Origin of the sequence: Kribbella solani (assembly GCF_014205295.1) — a bacterium.
Classification (GTDB): Bacteria; Actinomycetota; Actinomycetes; order Propionibacteriales; family Kribbellaceae; genus Kribbella; species Kribbella solani.
This window is the reverse complement of sequence record NZ_JACHNF010000001.1, coordinates 6,551,671-6,572,238: the sequence shown is the minus strand read 5'-3', so window position 1 is coordinate 6,572,238 and position 20,568 is coordinate 6,551,671. Positions and strand designations below refer to the sequence as shown.

19 protein-coding genes are annotated in these 20,568 nt (G+C 69.5%); 10 read left to right on the top strand and 9 right to left on the bottom strand.

The annotated features are described in order from the left end of the window. Positions 1-8 precede the first annotated feature (8 nt). The gene (locus HDA44_RS30345; RefSeq protein WP_184840262.1) at positions 9-956 is read right to left on the bottom strand and encodes a complex I subunit 1/NuoH family protein; all 948 of its coding nucleotides are present in this window, start codon (positions 954-956) and stop codon (positions 9-11) included. 77 nt (positions 957-1,033) lie between these two features. Between HDA44_RS30345 and HDA44_RS30340 the strand changes: the two genes are divergently transcribed. Beyond that, entirely contained in the window at positions 1,034-1,849 is an 816-nt protein-coding gene (locus tag HDA44_RS30340; RefSeq protein WP_184840260.1) for an SDR family oxidoreductase, read from the top strand. Between the two features lie 18 nt (positions 1,850-1,867). Here HDA44_RS30340 and HDA44_RS30335 read toward each other — a convergent pair whose 3' ends face one another. From HDA44_RS30335 to HDA44_RS30325, 3 genes are read right to left on the bottom strand one after another with little or no spacing between them, the layout of a single operon-like run. Further along, the gene (locus tag HDA44_RS30335) at positions 1,868-2,794 is read right to left on the bottom strand and encodes a GNAT family N-acetyltransferase (protein WP_337906587.1); all 927 of its coding nucleotides are present in this window, start codon (positions 2,792-2,794) and stop codon (positions 1,868-1,870) included. After that, a complete protein-coding gene (locus tag HDA44_RS30330; protein WP_184840258.1) occupies positions 2,791-3,468 on the bottom strand; it encodes an NADH-quinone oxidoreductase subunit C in 678 nt (225 codons plus the stop codon). Before HDA44_RS30330 ends, HDA44_RS30335 begins: the two co-directional genes overlap by 4 nt. Continuing rightward, complete coding sequence (locus HDA44_RS30325) at positions 3,465-4,127, bottom strand: NADH-quinone oxidoreductase subunit B (RefSeq protein ID WP_337906586.1); 663 nt, start codon at positions 4,125-4,127, stop codon at positions 3,465-3,467. The genes HDA44_RS30330 and HDA44_RS30325 overlap by 4 nt, the downstream gene beginning before the upstream one ends. Before the next feature lie 68 nt (positions 4,128-4,195). On the opposite strand from HDA44_RS30325, the gene HDA44_RS30320 reads away from it, so the two are divergent. From HDA44_RS30320 to HDA44_RS38275, 6 genes are all read left to right on the top strand, one after another. Next, positions 4,196-5,650 carry a purine-cytosine permease family protein gene (locus tag HDA44_RS30320; RefSeq protein ID WP_184840256.1) on the top strand — a complete coding sequence of 485 codons (1,455 nt, stop codon included), beginning with the start codon at positions 4,196-4,198 and terminating at the stop codon, positions 5,648-5,650. Further along, positions 5,647-6,351: a GntR family transcriptional regulator gene (locus HDA44_RS30315; protein ID WP_184840254.1), complete on the top strand. Its 705-nt coding sequence runs from the start codon at positions 5,647-5,649 to the stop codon at positions 6,349-6,351. Before HDA44_RS30320 ends, HDA44_RS30315 begins: the two co-directional genes overlap by 4 nt. Before the next feature lie 115 nt (positions 6,352-6,466). Continuing rightward, on the top strand, positions 6,467-6,625 hold the full coding sequence (locus HDA44_RS30310; RefSeq protein ID WP_184840252.1) for a hypothetical protein: 159 nt from the start codon (positions 6,467-6,469) through the stop codon (positions 6,623-6,625). Between the two features lie 244 nt (positions 6,626-6,869). Continuing rightward, complete coding sequence (locus HDA44_RS38280) at positions 6,870-6,998, top strand: hypothetical protein (RefSeq protein WP_272956444.1); 129 nt, start codon at positions 6,870-6,872, stop codon at positions 6,996-6,998. Between the two features lie 14 nt (positions 6,999-7,012). Beyond that, positions 7,013-7,207 carry a hypothetical protein gene (locus tag HDA44_RS30305; RefSeq protein WP_184840250.1) on the top strand — a complete coding sequence of 65 codons (195 nt, stop codon included), beginning with the start codon at positions 7,013-7,015 and terminating at the stop codon, positions 7,205-7,207. 122 nt (positions 7,208-7,329) lie between these two features. After that, the gene (locus HDA44_RS38275) at positions 7,330-10,242 is read left to right on the top strand and encodes a helix-turn-helix transcriptional regulator (RefSeq protein ID WP_184840248.1); all 2,913 of its coding nucleotides are present in this window, start codon (positions 7,330-7,332) and stop codon (positions 10,240-10,242) included. Positions 10,243-10,292: 50 nt separating this feature from the next. On the opposite strand, the gene HDA44_RS30295 is transcribed toward HDA44_RS38275, so the two are convergent. The 5 genes from HDA44_RS30295 to HDA44_RS30275 all read right to left on the bottom strand — a co-directional run bounded on the left by HDA44_RS30295 (position 10,293) and on the right by HDA44_RS30275 (position 14,349). Next, positions 10,293-10,544, bottom strand: a complete 252-nt coding sequence (locus HDA44_RS30295) for a hypothetical protein (protein ID WP_184840246.1) — start codon at positions 10,542-10,544, stop codon at positions 10,293-10,295. A 181-nt stretch (positions 10,545-10,725) separates the two neighbouring features. Further along, on the bottom strand, positions 10,726-12,075 hold the full coding sequence (locus HDA44_RS30290) for a serine hydrolase domain-containing protein (RefSeq protein WP_337906584.1): 1,350 nt from the start codon (positions 12,073-12,075) through the stop codon (positions 10,726-10,728). Between the two features lie 4 nt (positions 12,076-12,079). Beyond that, complete coding sequence (locus tag HDA44_RS30285) at positions 12,080-13,093, bottom strand: dipeptidase (protein WP_184840242.1); 1,014 nt, start codon at positions 13,091-13,093, stop codon at positions 12,080-12,082. Between the two features lie 21 nt (positions 13,094-13,114). Continuing rightward, positions 13,115-13,471, bottom strand: coding sequence for an NADH-quinone oxidoreductase subunit A (locus tag HDA44_RS30280; RefSeq protein ID WP_184840240.1), 357 nt, complete (start codon positions 13,469-13,471; stop codon positions 13,115-13,117). Positions 13,472-13,494: 23 nt separating this feature from the next. Next, positions 13,495-14,349 (bottom strand): hypothetical protein, encoded by an 855-nt coding sequence (locus tag HDA44_RS30275; RefSeq protein ID WP_184840238.1) that lies wholly within the window; start codon positions 14,347-14,349, stop codon positions 13,495-13,497. 274 nt (positions 14,350-14,623) lie between these two features. Between HDA44_RS30275 and HDA44_RS30270 the strand changes: the two genes are divergently transcribed. The 3 genes from HDA44_RS30270 (at position 14,624) to HDA44_RS30260 (ending at position 20,562) form a co-directional block, all read left to right on the top strand. Beyond that, positions 14,624-16,606 (top strand): 2-oxoacid:acceptor oxidoreductase subunit alpha, encoded by a 1,983-nt coding sequence (locus HDA44_RS30270; RefSeq protein WP_202887637.1) that lies wholly within the window; start codon positions 14,624-14,626, stop codon positions 16,604-16,606. Continuing rightward, positions 16,603-17,682 (top strand): 2-oxoacid:ferredoxin oxidoreductase subunit beta, encoded by a 1,080-nt coding sequence (locus tag HDA44_RS30265; RefSeq protein ID WP_184840236.1) that lies wholly within the window; start codon positions 16,603-16,605, stop codon positions 17,680-17,682. Before HDA44_RS30270 ends, HDA44_RS30265 begins: the two co-directional genes overlap by 4 nt. A gap of 96 nt (positions 17,683-17,778) precedes the next feature. Continuing rightward, entirely contained in the window at positions 17,779-20,562 is a 2,784-nt protein-coding gene (locus HDA44_RS30260) for a leucine-rich repeat domain-containing protein (protein ID WP_184840234.1), read from the top strand. Positions 20,563-20,568 lie beyond the last annotated feature (6 nt).

Below are 20,568 nucleotides of genomic sequence, written 5' to 3'. Positions count from 1 at the left end.
GGACCGCGTCAGAAGACGACGACGCCGACGCCGGTGAGCGCGAGCTGGAACAGCGCCACCGGCACCAGGCCCTGCCAGGCCAGCTTCTGCAGCTGGTCCGCGCGCATCCGCGGGAACGACACTCGTACCCAGATCACCACGAGCGACACGAACGCGACCTTCACCAGTGTCCAGATCCAGCCGATCGACTCCGGCCCCGGACCGCTCCAGCCGCCGAGGAACAGCACCGTGGTGAGCGCCGCCAGCACCACGATCCCCGCGTACTCGGCGAGCAGGAACATCGCGAACCGGAGCCCGGTGTACTCGGTGTACGGGCCGAAGATCACCTCGGAGTCGGCCACCGGCATGTCGAACGGCGGCCGCTGCAGCTCGGCCAGGCCGGCGATGAAGAACACGACCAGGCCGGGCAGCTGCCAGAGCAGCCACCACGGGTTCCACGCGTGCGCGATCCCGGTCAGGCTGAGCGTCCCGGCCGCGACCGCGACGCTCGCCGCGGACAGTACGAACGGGAGCTCGTAACTCATCAGCTGCGCCGCGACCCGGAGCCCGCCGAGCAGGCTGTACTTGTTGCCGCTCCCCCAACCGGCCATCAGTGAGCCGAGTACGCCGATGCTCATCACCGCGAGGACGAAGAACAGACCGGAGTCGAGGTCAGCGCCGACCAGGCCGGGCGCGAGCGGGATCGCGGCGAGCGCCGCCAGGTACGGCAGGATCGCGACGATCGGCGCCCACTCGAAGACGCGCTTGTCCGCGGCGGCCGGGGTGACGCTCTCCTTCTGGACGAACTTCACGCCGTCCGCGACAAGTTGCGCCCAGCCGTGGAACGCGCCGGCGTACATCGGGCCGAGCCGTGACTGCATGTGCGCCATCACCTTGTGCTCGGCCTGCCCGACCACCAGGGGCGCCACCAGGAAGGCGGCCAGCACGCCCACCACCCGCACCACGAACTCCAGCATGTACTCAGCCTAGGGCAGACGTGCCCTCGGTGGTTGCGGCTTGACCTCAACCAGCGTTCAGGTCTCAGGGTGGGTTCATGACCACGATTCTTGTCACCGGTGCCACCGGCCGGGTCGGGCGGCATGTCGTCGCCGGGCTGCGGGCCGCGGGCGTCACCGTTCGCGCCCTCGTCCGGACGCCGGACCAGGCCGGCTTTCCTGCCGACGTCGAGCTCGCCAAAGGCGACATCTACGACCCGGCCGCGGTCCGCCGGGCGTCGGACGGCGCGGACGCCGCATTCCTGCTCTGGCCGTCGTTCAGCTCGGCCGGCGCGGAGGCCGTCGTCGGCGAGCTGCCGCGGCGCGTCGTACACCTGTCTTCACTGAACGCGTCGTCCGGCGGGGTCTGGGGTGAGATCGAGCAGCTGCTGCGCGCCGCGGGGAAGGACGCGACGTACGTACGGCCAGGTGGTTTCGCGGTGAACGCCCAGTCGTGGGCGGACGAGTTCCGTACCGGCGACGTCGTCCGGGTGCCGTCACCGGAAGCCGGCCGATCCCTGATCCACGAACGCGACATCGCGGCGGTCGCCGTACTGTCCTTGCTCGACGATCACCACATCGGCCGGACGTACGAACTGACCGGCCCCGAGGTACTCTCCCAAGCCGAACAGATCCAAACCATCGCCCGCGCCATCGGCAAACCGATGCGCGTCGAGGCGTTGTCCGCCGCCGAAGCCCGCCAGGCAATGCTCGACCAAGGCGCCGACCCCACCCTCGCCGACAGCGCCGTCACCTACTGGGCCTCCCTGGTCGACCACCCCGAACCAGTAACCACCACAGTCCCCCGCCTGACCGGCCGCCCCGCCCTGACCTTCGCCCAATGGGCCGAAGAACACGCGCCGGACTTCCGCTGATCCTGAGCGACTGCCTGGTCAGATCAGCGGGAGTTGGAGCCAGCCGCCGATGTCTTGGCGTCCGGCTCGGAGGGCGGCGGTGCGGGCGCCGTGGTTGGCCGAGTGGATGGTGCCGATCAGGACGCGGGTGGGGTCGGGGAGGGACTGGGCGAGCAGGGCGCTCAGGTGCCGGCCGTAGCCGTGGCCGCGGTGCTGTTTGGCCAGGATGACTTCGCCGACGACGTACGCGGGCAGGCCGAGCGTGTCGGCCGGATTGATCATCGCGGCGGAGTATCCGGCCCACTCGCCGTTCACCGTGACGTCGAACAGCAGACCGTCGTCCGCGGATTCCTGCAGATCGTCCAGGCTCTGCAGCGTGGCCTCGTCGGCGTGGTGCGGGTGGTCGGCGTCCACAGCGTCGTACGCCTCGCGGGCCTCGTCGTAGTGGTCGACGCTCTTCGCCGGGCGCAGCGCGAGACCGGCTGGTACGTCGCGCGGCTGCAGCTCGCTGATCGGCGCGGCGAGGAAGCGGCGGTCCGGTTCGGTCCCGTCGAGCTCCGGCTCCGCGCTCCACAGCCGCAGGTAGAGCGGGTCGTGTACGCCGAAATGCTCGCGCGCGGCGGCTGCCAGCGCGGGGAGGTCACGTGGTTCCGGCGAGCGGGTCATCGGGGTGGCGTCGACGAACGGCTTGGCCGGGTTCATGTTCTCCAGCCGGATGCCGAACATCGCCGAGAGATCGTTGCTGACGGCAACCCACTTGTTCAGCATGGTTTCGGCCGGTTTGCCCGGGGCGAGGTTGGTGGCGCGCTGGGCGGCGATCTCCAGATCCTCGGCCAGCAGGATGTCCAGCGCCGCATGCTCCTCGGCGAGCACCGCGAGCCGCGGTCCGTCGTCGGCCCAGGCCCGGGTGAGCGGGTGCTGCCGGTCGAGGGTGTATTTGGCCAGCTCTTCCGCGGTCGGGATCACTCGGTCTGTCTCCGGGTACGTCGTTCGCCGCCCGCGCGTCGCGGCCGGGCAGGAGTGGCGGCGGGTTGGGCAGGCGCCAACGGGTCAGGGTCCGGCGAACCGGGCGGGCGGGGGCCCCAGGATTCCGGATCGGGGACGCCCGGCGGGAGCGTACGACGCCGGCTGGGGGCGCCGGTCGGGGCGTGGTCGGACTCGCCGGGCTCCTTCGCGCCGGGCCACGGCTTGGCGACCCGGGACGCGAGGACGAACTCCTTGCGCAACGGATGCCCCTCGAATTCGTCGGGCAGTAGTAGCGGGATCAGATTCGGATGGCCGTCGAAGCCGATCCCGAACATCTCGTGCGTCTCCCGCTCGTGCCAGTTCGCGCCGGCGTACACGTCGATCAGCGTCGCGAGCACCGGCCGGTCGCGCGGTACGAGGGTCCGGACGAGCAGGTGATCGACATGCGCGCCGCCCCAGAAGTCGGCCAGATGCGACACGACGCGAAAGCCGTCGGTGAGCTCGTCGGACGCGCTCAGGAAGTCGAAGAAGGTCAGACCGACCGCGTCCCGTAACACCTCGTGCGCCGCGACCCACGCCTCCGGCGCCACGTCGACCGCGGTCAGCCCGAAATTGTCCACCGAAGTCGCGGCGATCCCGGCACTCTCCAGCGCCGCCACCGCATCAGCAGTCAAGACCGCAACCCGTCGTCCGACACCGCGCCATCCGGCCGCACCACGCTTCCGGACCGCGCCACGCTTCCGGACCGCACCGGGCTTCCGGGCCGCGTCGCATCATCCGGCTGGACGAGGTCTCGGGTCAGCGCGGCGGCCGACGGTTCGTCGTACCGGGAGGTCACGTTCTCCCCCGCGATCTTCTCCTGAAGCTTCAGGATCCCCTGCAGCAGCGCCTCCGGCCGCGGCGGGCAGCCGGGTACGTACACGTCGACCGGGATGATCTGGTCGACGCCCTTGGTCACACAGTACGAGTCCCAGTACGGACCGCCCGAGTTCGAGCAGGAGCCGAACGAGATCACGTACTTCGGTTCGGGCATCTGGTCGTACAGGCGTTTGATCGCCGGCGCCATCTTGTCCGTGACGGTCCCGGACACGACCATCAGATCGGCCTGCCGCGGACCGGGGGCGAACGGGATCACGCCGAGCCGGATGAAGTCGTGCCGGCCCATCGACGCCGCGATGAACTCGATCGCGCAGCAGGCGAGGCCGAAGTTGAACACCCAGAGCGAGTACTTCCGGCCCCAGTTCAGCAGATACCTGACCGGTTCCGGCGCGAGCCGCGCGAGCGCGCCCACGGCGGGCCGCACGGTCGGCATCCCCAACTCGGTCTCGGCCACGCCCCCAGCCTAGTGCCCCACGCGCTAGCGTGGGAGTGGACAGGACTGGACAGGTTCAGGGGGTGGGGATGACGGGTCAGGTCGAGCAGCAGCAGTCCCGGGCGCTCGTGGTGGAGAGCAACGGGCTGAACGTGATCGCCGACGCGGACCGTAAGGGCCGGCCGGCGCAGTTGTTCTGGCCGTGGTTCGGGGCCAACGTTTCGGTGCTCGGGCTCAGCTACGGCGCGTTCGCGCTCGGCTTCGGGATCTCGTTCTGGCAGGCGGTGATCGCCGGGCTGATCGGGGTGGTGTTCTCGTTCCTGCTCTGCGGCCTGATCGCGCTGGCCGGCAAGCGTGGTTCGGCGCCGACGATGGTGCTCAGCCGGGCGGCGTTCGGCGTCCGCGGCAACAAGCTGCCCTCGCTGGTGTCCTGGCTGCTCACGGTCGGCTGGGAGACCGTGCTGACCATTCTCGCGACCCTCGCGACCGCGACCGTGTTCGAGCGGCTCGGGTGGGGCGGCGGCACGCTGACGAAGGTGATCGCGCTGGTCGTGGTCGGCGCGCTCACGGTGGCCTGCGGCGTACTCGGGTTCGACCTGATCATGCGCGCCCAGACCGTGATCACCGTGGTCACCGGCGTACTCACGGTCGTCTACATCGTCCTGGTCGCGGACCGGATCCACTGGAGTACGGTCTCCGCGCTGCCGAGCGGATCGGCTCAGGCGATGATCGGCGCCTTGGTGTTCCTGATGACCGGCTTCGGGCTCGGCTGGGTGAACGCGGCCGCCGACTACTCGCGGTACCTCCCGCGGCGGGCGTCGAGTCGCGGGGTGGTCGGCTGGACCACGTTCGGCGGTTCGGTGGCGCCGGTCGTGCTGCTGATCTTCGGTCTGCTGCTCGCGGGATCGTCGGAGGAGCTCAGCAAGGCGATCAGCGCCGACCCGATCGGCGCGCTGGCGGCGGCGCTGCCGACCTGGTTCCTGGTGCCGTTCGTGATCGTCGCGGTGCTCGGCCTGGTCGGTGGCGCGGTGCTGGACATCTACTCGTCCGGGCTCGCGCTGCTCTCGCTCGGGCTGCCGGTGCCGCGGTACGTCGCCGCGTTCATCGACGGCGTGGTGATGATCGGCGGGACGATCTACGTCGTGTTCTACGGCGGCGAGTTCCTGGCCCAGTTCCAGGGGTTCCTGATCACGCTCGGCGTACCGATCGCGGCCTGGTGCGGGATCATGCTGGCCGACATCGCGGCCCGGCGGCGCGACTACGCCGAGGACGACCTCTACGACTCCCGCGGCCGGTACGGGGACGTCCGCGCGCTGCCCGTGATCACCATGGTCGTTGCCACCGGCATCGGCTGGGGCCTGGTCACGAACACGCTCGCGTCCTGGCTGCAATGGCAGGGCTACCTGCTCGGCGCGTTCGGTCTCGGCGGCAAGGGCGGCGCCTGGGCGTACGCGAACCTCGGCGTACTTGCCGCGCTGGTGATCGGCTTCGGGGCGCAATGGTTCGGCGGAAGGACCTCCGTGCGCCGGCAGGAAACCGCATGATCGCGCTCAAACACGAGCGGGTGGCCCGGGTGCTGGCGCGGGAGATCAAGTCCGGCGTCGTACGCCGCGGCGCGCAACTGCCCGGTGAGGTCGAGCTGGCGAAACGGTTCGCGGTCAGCCGGAACACCGTCCGCGCCGCGCTCGCCGTCCTGGCCGCCGACGAACTGATCACCACGATGACCGGCAAAGGCTCGTACGTACGCTTCGACGGCCGGCCGCTGGACGGGCGTCTCGGCTGGACGCACGCGCTGTCGGAACAGGGCGTGGAGACGCGGATGCGGACGGTACGGATCGAGCTGGAGCACGATCGAGCGCTGGCCGGTCAGCTCGGTCTCGCGACCTCCGAGTTCGTCGTGATCGAACGCGTCCGGCAGCTCACCGACGGTACGCCGATCTCCCTCGAACGCAGCCGGCTCCCGGCCGCCGCCGCCTTTCGCGACCTGCCCGAACGCGGGCTCGACGACAACTCGATCAGTACCACCCTGAACCGCGCCGGCCTCTACCTGGACCACTGCGAGCAGCACCTCCGCGGCCGGCCGCTGACCAGCACCGAGTGCCGGCACCTGGAACGCCCACCCGGCACCTGGTTCCTGCACACCCTCCGCACCAGCTGGACCGCCACCGAAACCTTCGCCGAACACGCCGACGAACTCCTGGACCCCAACCACTACGAACTGACCCTCTCCTACCGCACTCAGTAGCCGGTCGGACGTACCTAAGGCTTTGTTGCCTCCGGCATAGGGAGATGTACGGATGTGGCGCGCGCCCTCAGCGGCGCACTGTCTTCTCATCGACAGCAGCAGGTCGGAGGAGATCATGTTCGTTTACACGCCTGAGGCGGTACGCGCGGAGACCCGGTACCGCCAGGACCGGATCCGGCGCGACTTTCTGCGGCCGTTCTGGTTCCAGCGCGGGCGTAAGCCAGAGCCGCCACGGCCCTGCGCGCCCGAACTGCGGGCCCGGCCCGCGATGTGACCGCACGGTCACCGCCCCCAGCAAGCCCTTTCCCCCCGGCGCGGCCGGCTCCCCCTGAGCCGGCCGCGCCGCCTTCGTTTCCAGGCCCCGTTTCCGGACCCGGCGAGCGCCTAAGGGACCGCCTGAGGCACCTAAGTGCGACCGGCTCGCGCGGATAGGGAGGACTTCCGATGTGCGGTCCTACCTCAGACGAGCACCTTTGTCCATGTCGGCAGGGAGCCGGCAGCAACCAACGGAGGAACACATGTTCACCAACGCATCGGTCAAGGCAGAGGTCGACTACCGCAGGGAGCGCCTCAGCCGCGACTTCCGGCCGCACCGGACGCACCGGAGCCGCCGGAGCCTCACCAGCCTGTTCACCCGGAAAGCCTGAAGGGAGGTCAAACCATGTTCACCACTCCATTGAGCCAGGACCTGATCAGGGCTGAGGTGGCGTACCGGCAGGAGCGGGCCAACCGCGACTTCCGGCCCGGCCGCCGCAAGCGCGCCGCCCAGGCCGCGCAGGCAGCCAGTGCCACCAAGGCAGCCCAGCCGGAGCCGCGGCACGCCCGCCGCCCGGTCCGACCCACCACGGCCGCATGAGCACCCGAACCGCCGTTCCTGATCCGAAACTCGCGATCAGGGACGGCGATTCTGCTTTTTCTGCAGCTGGGAAAACTCACAGAACGGGATGCCGTCGATTTGTGTCGGCGCCAGGGGCGAAGATGGACGACGTGCCCTGGACTTCGACACCTCTCGTCGGCCGCTCGAGCGAGATGGCCGCCCTGCTGAGCGCCGTTGACGACGCCAAAACCCGCCGGGCGGGTGCCGTGCTGCTGTCCGGCGACGCCGGTGTCGGCAAGACCCGGCTGCTGGACGAGGTGGCCACCGGCGCCCACGAGCGCGGTTTCGGCGTACTCGTCGGGCACTGCACCGACTTCGGTGACGCCGGCCTGCCGTACCAGCCGTTCTCCGAGATCTTCGGCCGGCTGGCCGGTGACCGCCCCGATCTCGTCGACAGCGTGCTGACGAACTTCCCGGCCATCGGCCGCCTGCTGCCGGCGCACCGCCTGCTCAGCGCCCAGCCGGCGCCGCAGGAGGGCCAGCTGGACCGGGCCGCCCTGTTCGACGCCGTGCTCGGCGCCTTCACCGCGCTGTCCACCAGCGAGCCGATCCTGGTGATCATCGAGGACGCCCACTGGGCCGACGACTCGACCCGGGACCTGATCGGTTTCCTGATCACCCGGCTGACCTCGCAGCGGCTGGCGCTGGTCGTCTCGTACCGTAGCGACGACCTGCACCGCCGGCACCCGCTCCGCCGCCCGATCGCCGAATGGTCGCGGAATCCCCGGGTCCGCCGCGTCAACCTGCTCCCGCTGGACGCCGACGAGGCGCGTACGCTGCTGCACTCGCTGCTCACCGAGCCGCTGCCCGCGGCCGAGGAGCGGCGGATTCTGGAGCGGGCCGGTGGCAACGCGTTCTTCACCGAGGAGCTGGCGGCGGCCGCGTCGATGGGCGACGGCGACGCCGTGCCGCCGGATCTGGCTGATCTGTTGCTGGTCCGCCTCGACCCGCTGTCCGACGACGCGCGCCAGGTCGCGCGGGTGATCGCGGTCGCCGGGCGGCGCGTGCCGCACACCGTGATGACCGCCGTGGCGGGCCTGCCGGACCGTGAGCTGGACGAGGCGCTGCGCGAGCTGATCGACGCGCACATCATCGACGTACCGACCAGCGATCGGTACTACTTCCGGCACGCGCTGCTCGCCGAAGCGGTGTACGACGATCTGCTGCCCGGTGAACGAGTCCGGTTGCACGCGGCGTACGTACAGGCGCTGCACGACGAGACCGTGAACGGGACGGCGGCCGAGCTGGCCGGTCACGCCACCCGGTCGCACAACCTGCCGGTCGCCTTCGAGGCCCGTGTACGGGCGGGTGAGGAGGCCATCTCGGTCGCCGCGCCGCAGGAGGGCCTGAAGCACTACGAGCTGGCGCTGGAGCTCTTCCCGAACCGTGCGCCCGACAACTCGATCGACAAGACCTGGCTGATCGTCCAGACCGCGACCGCCGCGACGCTGTCCTCGCAGCACCTGCGCGCGGTCAAGATCCTCCGCAAGGCGCTGGCCGACCTCCCGCCGGACGCGCCGAAGCTGGAGCGGGCGCAGCTGCTGCTGCCGCTGGCCGACATCGCCCTGGTGATCGACCAGGACCAGGAGTCCAACGAGGCCGTTTCGCAGGCGCTGAAGCTGGTCAACGACGAACCGGCCAGCGTGTTCAAAGCACAGGTCGCCTCGCTGTACGCCCGGGTGTCCGACGCGCTCGGGCGGCCGATGGAGGCGGAGCGCTGGGCGCACAAGGCGCTCGAGATCGCCCGCGAGGCCGGTCAGGAGTCGGCGGCGAGCGACGCCGGCATCACCCTCGCGCAGCTGCGGCGCCGGGCCGGCGACCCGGAGACGGCCGCGAAACAACTCGAGGAGGCAGCGGTCCGGGCGCAGCTCACCGGCGATCCGGCCGCCGAGGTGCGGAGCCGGTTCCTGCTCGGGTCGACGCACTACGAGCAGGGCGACCTGCTGAACGCGAAGGCGGCGCTGTCCTTCGCCACCAAACGTGCCGGTGAGCTCGGCCGGCAATGGGCCGCGTACGGGTTCGACGCCCGGCGGATGCTCGCGCTTACCCAGTTCATCCTCGGCGAGTGGGACGACGCGGCCACTACCGCCCGGACCGACTCGATGACGCCCGGGGCGGCCGCGGCGGCGCTGCGTGGCCTGGAGTTCTCGGTCCGCGGCGGGCGTGGTGACACCAAGGTCGCCGAAGAGTTCGTGCTGTCCCGCAAGTGGTGGGACCTGGACATCATGTTGCCGATCATCGGACTGCAGCCGGCCGTGGACGCGTACCGGCAGCTCGATCAGCCGGCCGAGGCGGAGAAGCTGATCGCGGACGTGTCGGCGATGTGCGCGGACGTGTTCCAAACCGAGTGGTTTCTGGCCCGCATCCGGTTCGCCACGCTTGGTCTGCAGTTGCTGTGCCACCGCGCCGTCGGTGAGCCGTCGGCCGCGGCGGACCTGGTCAGGCGCGGCGCGGAGCTGGTCGCGCTGGGGCAGGCGACCGCCGAGAAGGGGTTGCCGCCCGGCCGGTTGATGGGGGTCGAAGGGCTCGCCTGGCTGGCTCGGCTGGAGTCCGAGTGGGACCGGTTGCGGTGGTTGGCCGGAGTGGACGCGCCGACGCCCGAGGAGCACGTGGCCGCGTGGCAGCGGACCACGGACGCGTTCGGGTACGGGTATGTGTTCGAGCAGGCGTGGTCGCGGGTTCGGTTGTCCGCGGCGCTGCGGGCGGCCGGGCGGGTCGCCGAGGCGAACGAGCAGACCGCGCTGGCGGCCGAGGTCGGGCGCGAGTTGCGGTCGAAGCCGCTGCTGGAGGAGGCCGGTGGTGTCGAGGCCGGCAGTGCGAGTGCGCTGACGTCACGGGAGAGTGAGGTGCTCCGGCTGCTCGCGGAAGGCCGGACGAACCGGCAGCTCGCGCGGGAGCTGTACATCAGCGAGAAGACGGTCAGCGTGCACGTGTCGAACATCCTCGGCAAGCTCGGCGTCCGCTCCCGCACCGAAGCCGCCGCCGTAGCCCGCCGCGACGGCCTCCTCGACTGACCCGCACCGGCTCCGGCCGACCGCGATCGCTCCGGCTGAACGGGGTTGGCTCAGCCGTGGCCGTGGTGGCGGTAGGGCTCGGCGCGGAACTGGCGGGCCCGGGCCTTGGCCAGCTCGTCGGCCGGGTCGGCCGCCGGGGCCGCGGGCCGGGAGGCACGCGTGCGGGAGGTACGGGCAGCCGCCGGGTGGCCCAAATCGGTGATGTCGTCGAACACCCGGCGGGCGTGCCGCATCCGCGCCGCGGCCAGCAGTATCAGACCGGCCGCCACGACCGCGATCGCCACCCAGAGTTGCCAAGACATAGCCTCACCACCACGTACTCGCCCCGTTCCCCCGAGTAATCACCATAGCCCCGAACCGAGCGGTTGGCGATCACTTGCACGCATTCCGTGAGGAAAAGTGATTCAACCTCACATTTGTTGCCCACTGCAATCACAAAAGGTGACGAGGCAACAAGCCTGCCCGCTCCGGCCGTGACTACTGTCAGTGACTACGAGGCGTGAGCCGCCCACCCCGGAACAAATAGCTCGCGCGACCGTCGATCGGCTCCCGGAAGGCCAGCACCTCGTGCGTACCACGCTCCGGCTCGGCGGCGATCAGCCGGGAGTCGTCGAGCGCGACCAGCCTGGTCCGCTCCGGCTCCGGCAGCAGCAACCGGCCCGCCTCGGTGATCGCCTCGTCGACCACCCAGAACTCGCCGTCCTCGACACTGATCGTGGACTCGGTCACCACGCCGGTGTACCGCCCGGTGACCAGCTCCGCCGAGATCTCGACCGGTTCGGTCGGTGGCACCGAGCGCTTCGGGAGTACGATCCCCGCGGTTTCGCGGAGGATCTCGCCGACCAGCTCGTCGTACAGGGCGGCCGTGCCGCCGCCGTTGGTCAGCAGGACGACCGCGACGCCCCGCTCGGGCACCAGCCGGAAGAACGCCGACTGGCCGACCGTGCCGCCGTCGTGCCCGTACATCCGGCCGCCCTCGACGTCGAAGATCATCCAGCCGAGACCCCAGTGCCGCGGGAAGCCGTCCATCAGCGGTACGTCGACCTGCGGTTCCCACAGCTGATCCACCGTCGCCCGATCGAGCAGCGTCGCGTCCAGGTACGCGCGGCCGAACGCGAGCAGGTCGCGCGCGCTCATCGCCAGCAAGGACCCGGCCGGCGCCATCCCGTGTACCAGGCTCCAGATCGGCGCGGCCTGGAGCGACTCGTCCGGCTTGGGCGCGATGTGGCCGAGCGCGGACCGGTACAGCAAGGCCTCGTCCGGGATCGTCGCGAGCTGCTTCAGCTCCAGCGGTACGCCGATGTGCTCCCGGATCAGCTCATGGAACGGCTTCCCCCGCAGCACCTCCGCGATCCGCCCGAGCACCACGAAGCCGGAGTTGTTGTACGAGAACCCCGCGCCCGGCGGAATCTCCTGCGCCAGACCGGGCAGCACGTCGCGTACGAACAACTCGACCGCGTCGTCGCCACGGGAGGTCGGCGTGAAGGCATCGCCGGAGAACCCGCTGGTGTGCGTGAGCAACTGCCGGACCGTGATCACCGCGCCGGCGGTCTCGTCGGCGAGCGTGAACTCGGGCAGGTACGCGCGTGCCGGCCGATCGAGCTCGACCTTTCCTTCGGCGACCAGCTGCATGATCAGCGTGGTTGTCCACAGCTTGGTGATCGAGCCGATCTGGAACACCGAGTCGGCCGTCGCCTCGACGCCGGTGTTCAGGTTCAGTACGCCGGCCGCCGCCGTACTCACCCCACCGTCGGCCAGCACCGCGACCGAGGCGGCGGGCACGCCGTGCTTGGTGATCAGTTCCGCGAGGTTGCTGTCGAGCCAGCTCTGCACGTCATCACTCCAGGGAGAGCACACGGATCAGGTTCTCGCCGATGACCTTGCGGATCGTCGTCTCCGGCACCCCTCGGCGGAGCAGGGCGTCGGTGACCAGCGGCATCCCGGCCGGGCCTTCCAGGCCGGGTACGTACAGCTCGGCGTCCAGGCCCTGGATGATCACCGGCCGGTCGCAGGCCGGGATCTTCTCGCCGAACACCTCCGCGACGAAGTCGCTGCCGAAGCCGACGTGGTCCTCCCCCGCGACCTCCAGAACGTGCAGCAGGTGGTCGGCGAGGTGGTCGACGGTCGGCTTCTCGTCGGCGGTCAGGAACCCGGCGAAGAAGTTCACGCACACCACGCCGCCGGTCGCGGCGATCGCGCGCAGCTGGTCGTCGGTCAGGTTCCGGTGGTGCTCGCGGAGCGCGTACGCGCTGGAGTGGGAGGCGACGACCGGCTTGGTCGCGAGCTCCAGGATGTGTTCGGTACCAGCGCGGCCGACGTGCGAGACATCGATCAGTACGCCGAGCTCTTCGAGCAGGCCGACCGCCTCGACGCCGGCGTGGGTGAGCCGGCTGCCCGCCGCGTCCTCGCCGGAACCGTCACCGAGCGCGCTCCGGCCGAAGTGCGTGAACGACACCATCCGGACGCCGAGCCGGTGCAGCGTCTGCAGCAGTTCGAGGTCGGTGTCGATCTGCGGGCAGCCCTCCAGTGCGAGCACCAGCGCGATGCGGTCCGCTTCGGTCGCCGCCGCGATGTCGCCGGGCGCCGTACACAGCATCACCTGGTCCGCGTTCTTCTCGGCGATCCGGTGCGCGGCCTCGATCATCCGGAGCGTCTCGCGCAGCGCGCCCTCGGGCCGGAACTCGGCGTCGATGAAGACCGGCAGCACCTGGACGTCGATCCCGCCGGTGCGCAGCTGCGGCAGCCAGCGCTCGCGGAAGTACTCCGGCCAGACCTCCTTCGGCCGCCGCGCGACCAGCATCAGCAGATCGTTGTGCCCGTCCGCGACCAGCGCGTCCTGATGCAGGTTCATCGATCCCCCTCAAGGTAGAAATCAGGTCCAGCGCAGAACGCCCTTGCGGTACGCGTACAGCAGGCCGACCGTGACGAAGGCGAGGAAGACGAACATCTCGATCAGGGTGGAGACGCCGAGGGTGGCGAAAATGGTCGCCCACGGGAACAGGTAGATCGCGTCGACCGCGAAGATCACGTACAGGTACGCGAACAGGTAGTACCGGATGTGGACCTGGGCCCAGCCCTCGCCGACCGGGTCGACGCCTGACTCGTACGTCTTGAGCTTGCCCTCGGTCGGATAAGTGACCGTCAGCGCCCGGTTCAGCGCGAACGCGCCGAGCAGCCCGACCAGGCCGAGCGCGACCACCGCGGCGACGACGCCATAGCTGTCCGACACGGTGAGCAGTCTAGGACCTGCACTCAGTTGGTGCAGAGCAGCAGGGAGTCAATGGAGACGTACGGGCCGTAGCCGGACTGGATGTCCGCGACCTGGAGCCGGAGGCGCGTTACGCCGGTGATGTCCTGGTTGATCCAGCCCTCGGTTTCCTGCTTCATCCGCAGCGAGGTCAGTGCCTTCGTCCCGTTGTACAGCGAGACCCGGACCGTACCGTCGGTGATGTTGCCCAGCCAGTTCCGCGAGTACCGGCAACCGGTGGTGCCGACGTCACCCCAGACGGACCCGCCCTTGCTCGCCAGTAGATCCGCCTCGGCCCGGCGCGGGCCTTCCTTCGGCGGTACGACGTTCAGCTGCGGCTGCCCCACCCCACCGCTCGCCACCAGGCCCTTCTTGAAGAACCCACGCCACACGTAGTGCTTGAAGCTGATCACCGGCGAGATCGCGGCCGCGTACGGCGCCTGTGCCCCGACCGCGATCCGGTACGAGCGAATCGAACCGGGCTGAACCGTGGTGATCGTCACGCCGGTGCCCGTCGAGTACCCGTGCGCGATCTCCTGCCAGCGCTTCTGCGCCGGCAGCCACTGGTGCAACGGAACCCTGGTCCCGGCCGCGGGCGCCGGGGTGAGCGTGCCGACGACGGTGATCACGCCCTTGGTCGAGTCCGTCGTCCGGATGCTCTTGATCGTCGCCGCTCGGGCCGGAGCCGTCTCCGACACCGGCGCGACGGCCGGACCCGGACCCGCCGAGGCCGGCCCGGCCACGGCCGGCACCGCCGCCGTACTGCCCAGGCCGATCGCGCTGTCCGCCGACGCCGCCGGCGCCGCGCACCCCGCTCCCAGCAACGTCAGCAGCCCGACCAGCAAACGCACACGGCGCATGAAGAATCTCCCTGAACACAGCGAGTATCACAGCTTGATGACGACACCCTGCCGGTTCCGGCTGCGGATCGCAAGCGAGCGTTCGCGCACTGTGATACTGGAGGGTTTCGCCCTACCTCACGCGCCCCGCTTGTAGCACTCCGTCCCAGGCTGTGGACCACCGGGGCTTCCGCATGGTTCCGTGCCAAGGGCCAACTAATATTGAGTTATCGCCCAGACGGGGGGATCGGCCTTCGCTCACGAGGTGCCGGCCGGCCCAAGCTTCGACTTGGAGATGAACAGAACAGTGACCATCGAGGTCAAGCAGCTCGACCGCGTGGTGATCCGCTTCGCCGGTGACTCCGGTGACGGGATGCAGCTCACGGGGGACAGGTTCACAGCGGAAACGGCGTCGTTCGGCAATGATCTGTCGACCCTGCCCAATTTCCCGGCCGAGATCCGGGCACCAGCCGGAACCCTGCCGGGCGTTTCGTCCTTCCAGTTGCACTTCGCCGATCACGACATCCTCACGCCGGGCGACGCGCCCGACGTGCTGATCGCGATGAACCCGGCGGCGCTGAAGGCGAACCTCAAGGACGTCCCGCGCGGCCGGACGCTGATCATCGACACCGCGGACTTCACCGCCCGGAACCTGAAGCGGATCGGCTACGACGAGAACCCGCTGGAGACCGGCGAGCTCGACGCGTACCACGTCGTGCCGCTGAACCTCACCGGGATGACGGTCGAGTCGGTGAAGGAGTTCGGGCTGACGCGTAAGGACGCGTCCCGGGCGAAGAACATGTACGCGCTCGGGCTGGTGTCCTGGCTGTTCCAACGGCCGGTCGAGTCGACGATCACGTTCCTGCAGACCAAGTTCGCCTCGAAACCGGACATCCGGGACGCGAACATCGCCGCCTTCCGGGCCGGTTACAACTTCGGCGAGACCGCCGAGGAGTTCTCGGTCCGGTACGAGGTGAAGCCGGCCCGGATGGCCACCGGCACGTACCGGAACATCTCCGGCAACCTCGCCCTGGCGTACGGCCTGGTGGCGGGCGCGCAACGGGCCGGACTGCCGCTGGTACTCGGCGCGTACCCGATCACCCCCGCCTCGGACGTGCTGCACGAGCTGTCCAAGCTCAAGCGGTTCAACGTGACCACGATCCAGGCCGAGGACGAGATCGCCGGGGTCGGCGCCGCCCTGGGCGCGTCCTTCGGCGGCGCGCTCGGCGTCACCACGTCGTCCGGCCCCGGGATCAGCCTGAAGTCGGAGACGATCGGCCTCGGCGTGATGCTCGAGCTGCCGCTGGTGGTCTGTGACATCCAGCGGGCCGGCCCGTCGACCGGGATGCCGACCAAGACCGAGCAGGCGGACCTGCTGCAGGTGATGTTCGGCCGCAACGGCGAGGCGCCGCTGCCGGTGCTCGCGGCCCAGTCCCCCGCGGACTGCTTCGCGATCGCGATCGAGGCGGCCCGGATCGCGGTCACCTACCGGACGCCGGTGATCGTGCTGTCCGACGGCTACCTGGCGAACGGTTCGGAGCCGTGGCAGATCCCGGTGATCGAGGACCTGCCGACGATCGACCCGAACTTCACCGTCGAGCCGAACGCGACCGACGACAAGGGCGCCCCGAAGTACCTCCCGTACCTGCGTGACCCGGAGACCCTGGCCCGTGCCTGGGCGATCCCGGGCGCGGCCGGGCTGGACCACCGGATCGGTGGCCTGGAGAAGGAGGACAAGACCGGCAACATCTCGTACGACCCGGCCAACCACGACCTGATGATCCGGACCCGGCAGGCGAAGGTGGACGCGGTCGCCCGGAGCATCGCGCCGCTCGAGGTCGACGACCCGGACGGTACGGCGAAGGTGCTGGTACTGGGCTGGGGTTCGACGTACGGACCGATCGGCGCCGGCGTACGCCGGGTCCGCAAGGTCGGTGGGAAGGTCGCGCAGGCCCACCTGCGGCATCTGAACCCGTTCCCGGCGAACCTCGGTGACGTGCTGAAGTCGTACGACAAGGTGCTGGTCCCGGAGATGAACCTGGGTCAGCTGGCGCTGCTGCTGCGGTCGAAGTACCTGGTCGACGTGGTCTCGTACGCGCAGGTCCGCGGGATGCCGCTCGGCGCCGCGGAGCTGGCCGAGGTGATCGGCAACCTGGTCGAGGAGACCGCCGGGATCGACGACGACGCCCGCCAGCTCGGTTCGGCCGCGGCCGCGCTCGCGCACGGTGAGGCGCTCGCCGACCAGAACGGCCACCTGAACACGGAGGGAGCACGATGAGCACCGTAGAGCTCGGCATGCCGAGCCTGCCCGGGGGCCTGAAGGGCGTCCCGGCCGCGACCGAGCCACAGAACCGCAAGGAGTACGTGTCGGACCAGGAGGTCCGCTGGTGCCCCGGCTGCGGTGACTACGCCGTCCTCGCGGCCTTCCAGGGGTTCCTGCCCGAGCTCGGGATCAAACGCGAGAACGTGGCGATGATCTCCGGGATCGGCTGCTCGTCCCGGTTCCCGTACTACCTGTCCACGTACGGCATGCACTCGATCCACGGCCGCGCGCCGGCGATCGCGACCGGCCTCGCGGTGTCCCGGCCGGACCTGAGCGTCTGGGTGGTGACCGGTGACGGCGACGCGCTGTCGATCGGCGGCAACCACCTGATCCACACCCTGCGCCGGAACGTGAACCTGAAGATCCTGCTCTTCAACAACCGGATCTACGGCCTCACCAAGGGCCAGTACTCGCCGACGTCCGAGCCGGGCAAGGTGACGAAGTCGACGCCGATGGGTTCGGTGGACAACCCGTTCAACCCGGTCTCGCTGGCGCTCGGCGCGGAGGCGACGTTCGTGGCCCGGACGGTCGACTCGGACCGCAAGCACCTGACGTCCGTACTGCGGGCGGCGGCCGAGCACCGGGGTACGTCGTTCGTGGAGATCTACCAGAACTGCCCGATCTTCAACGACAACGCGTTCGATGCGATCAAGGACCCGGAGACCCGGGACGACGCGATCATCCCGCTGGTCCACGGCGAGCCGATCCGGTTCGGCACCGATCGCCGGCTCGGCGTGGTCCGGGACGGTTTCGCGTCGCTGGCGGTCCGGGAGATCGCGGATCTGCCCGGCGGCGAGGCCGATCTGGTCGTCCACGACGCGCACACCGACGACCCGGCGTACGCGTTCGCGCTGTCCCGGCTGACCGACGGCGGTGTCCTGCACCGGGCTCCGATCGGCGTGTTCCGCAGCGTCGAGCGGCCGGCGTACGACGACCTGGTCCGGCAGCAGATCACGACCGCCCAGGAGGCCCAGGGCACCGGCGATCTGCAGTCCCTGGTCACCGGCTCCGACACCTGGACAGTGGACTGACTCACGCTCTGTTACTTCCGCTCACCAGCCCCTATCGTGGATCCCTGAGGGGAGTCACGGCAGGGGGAGCGGCATGGAGCCGTATGACGTACACCCATGAACGACGCCGCGAACCGGCTGGGCGATCTGATCCGGGTGTCCGAAGCGATGGCAGCCCAGGACTGGCAACAGTCCGGGCACCTGTCGCTGCGCCGGATGGGGCTGCGCTCGCTGCCGGATCGGGTGCCGTCCCTGGAGCTCCTGACCAGTCTTGATCTGAGCGACAACCAGCTGACCGAGCTACCGCCGGCCTGGTTGGCCGACGCGCCCCGGCTGCAACGGCTGGTGCTGGCCGGAAACCGGCTGACCGAGTTGCCGGCCACCATCGGGCAGGCGACCGCGCTGCGCCTCCTCGATGTCTCCGACAACCGGTTGGAGGCGATTCCGGCCGAGATCGCGCACTGCCACGAGCTGCGGCGGATCGATGTCTCCAGCAACGGCCTACGCGATCTCACCCCGCTCGCCGAAGTACCCGGCCTGCTGATTCTGGACGCGGCCGACAACCGGCTGTCGGAGCTCACCGCGGCGCCCGGACCGCCGACGCTGACAGCGCTCGACCTGAGCGGCAACGAGCTCGCGACGCTGCCCGCGGCGTTCGCGCGACTGCCTGCGTTGCACCGCTTGGATCTGTCCGGGAACCACCTCACGTCAGCGGCGCTGGACGTACTGGCGGAGCTGCCGCTCGAGGAGCTCTACCTCGACGACAACGAGCTGGACACCTTGGCGCCGCTCCCGTCCAGCCTGCTGCTGTCGGCGCAAGGAAACGAGGCCTCGGAGTCGGTACTCGCGGACCTCGCGATGGACGTGTCGGACTACGGACTGAGCCTCGCGATCCCGGAGATGACTGCCACGCAGCGAGTGCTCGACCTCTATTACAAGCGGTTCTACGACCTTCAGGCAACGGTTGCCTTCGGCGACGGAATGACGCTGGACCTCAGCGCGATCAGCCGCCGGACAGCAGTCGAGTCGGTCTCGGATCATCAGCTGTTCGGGACCTCTGCCCAGGTGCGGCTGTCGCCGGCCGTCAGTGGAGACGAGCGTGGAGATGCGCGCGGTAACGCGTTCCTCGCGCAGTCGTTGTCCAGACTCTCGCTCGCCGGCTTCATCCGTCCGGTCCCCCGCACGTGGACATTACAGCGGCTGCAGCGCGGTTTGGCGCCCCGAGTACTGAACGTGGCACTGACCGATTCCGAACGGCAGCTGTTGAGTACGACGGCGCCGCTGCGGCCCGACGCCGGGTACCAGGTACGCATCGACATCGGACCGCTGGTCGAGGACTCGGTCATCATCAACCCGGTTCCGCTGCAACTGGACGATCCGGATGACGAGTGGGGCTACCAGTTCGATGTCGTGGTCAGCAGCAGTGATGTCACGGTCGATCCCGGACCGTACGAACTGAAGCTTCCGCTGACCGGTGCGAGCCGGTATTTGTACGTCCCGTTCCGTACCGGCGCGAGTCTTGGCGCGGCGGCACTTCGGGTCACGTTGTACCACCGGAACAACGCGGTTCAGTCGGCGCGGGTCGACTTCGACATCGAGCGGCGCGGCCGGCGTACCGGGCATATCAAGGGGATGGTGGACTACGCGCTGACGGATGACGTCGGGCGATCGCCGGAGTTGCCGTACCGGAACCTGAACATCCTCACCAACGACGGACCGAGCGGGACGCACAAGATCGTGGTGAACAACGGTGAGCGGGCGATCGCGGTCACCGTGTCGGACCAGCAGGCGACCACCGTACTGACCGCGATCCGGAAGCGGCTGACCGAGATCACGTTAGGTGCCTCAGGCAAGCAGTCGCAGTACGACGACGACAATCGCAAACCGGCCGCCGGGTTCATCATGGATCTTCGGCGGATGGCGCTGAGCGGAGCGCAGTTGTGGCAGGCCGTCGTACCGGACGTCGCGGATCGGGCGTACCTGCGCGAGCACCTGGCCGAGCGGGCGAGAATCCAGATCACGCGGGCGACGTACACGGTTTTTCCGTGGGCGCTGATCTACGACATCCCACGGGACCCGGAGGAGGACGGGACGCTCTGCCCGATCCTGACGGACTGGGACCAGCGGCAGCTGGAGCTGCGGGACTACCCGGTCCGGTGCCCGGAGGAGGCGTCGCACGGGTTGAACGTCATCTGCCCGTACGGGTTCTGGGGATTCCGGCATCTGATCGAGCAACCGCCGTCGGTACGGACCGGCATCCTGCGTACGAGTATCAAGGTGGTCGAGCCGGCGCAGGCCGCGGCGGCGCGCAGCCTGGCGCTGGACGCGGCGCTGACGGCGACGCACTTCACCGACCTGGCGGCGTGCTTCGCCGGGCAGTTCCAGTTGGTGCCGTGCGACGACAAGGCCGCGCTGGAGACGGCTTTGGCCGATCCACGGTTGCCGCTGGCGTACTTCTACTGCCATGGCAAGACCGAGAAGCAGGCCGACGTCATCACGCCGTACCTGGAGATCGGGCGGGACACGCGGATCGCGCCCGGGTCGCTCGGGGCGTGGCACGAGGCCGGCAGCTGGGGTACGAGTCACTGGAGCGAGACGGCGCCGCTGGTGTTCATCAACGGCTGCGAGACGGCCGCGCTGCAACCGTCGGATGTGGTGAGTTTCGTGGACGCGTTCGCCGGGTTGCACGCGGCGGGCGTGATCGGTACCGAGATCTCCGTGTCGCAGCGGGTCGCGGGCGAGGTCGCGCTGAACTTCTACCGGCAGTTCGTCGGGTCGGACGGGGCGACGGCCGGTACGGCGCTGTACCGGACCCGGATCGATCTGCTCCGGAAGGGCAACATCGCCGGACTGGTGTACACGCCGTTCTGTTCGATGGATCTGATGCTCGAGCGGACCTAGGAAGGG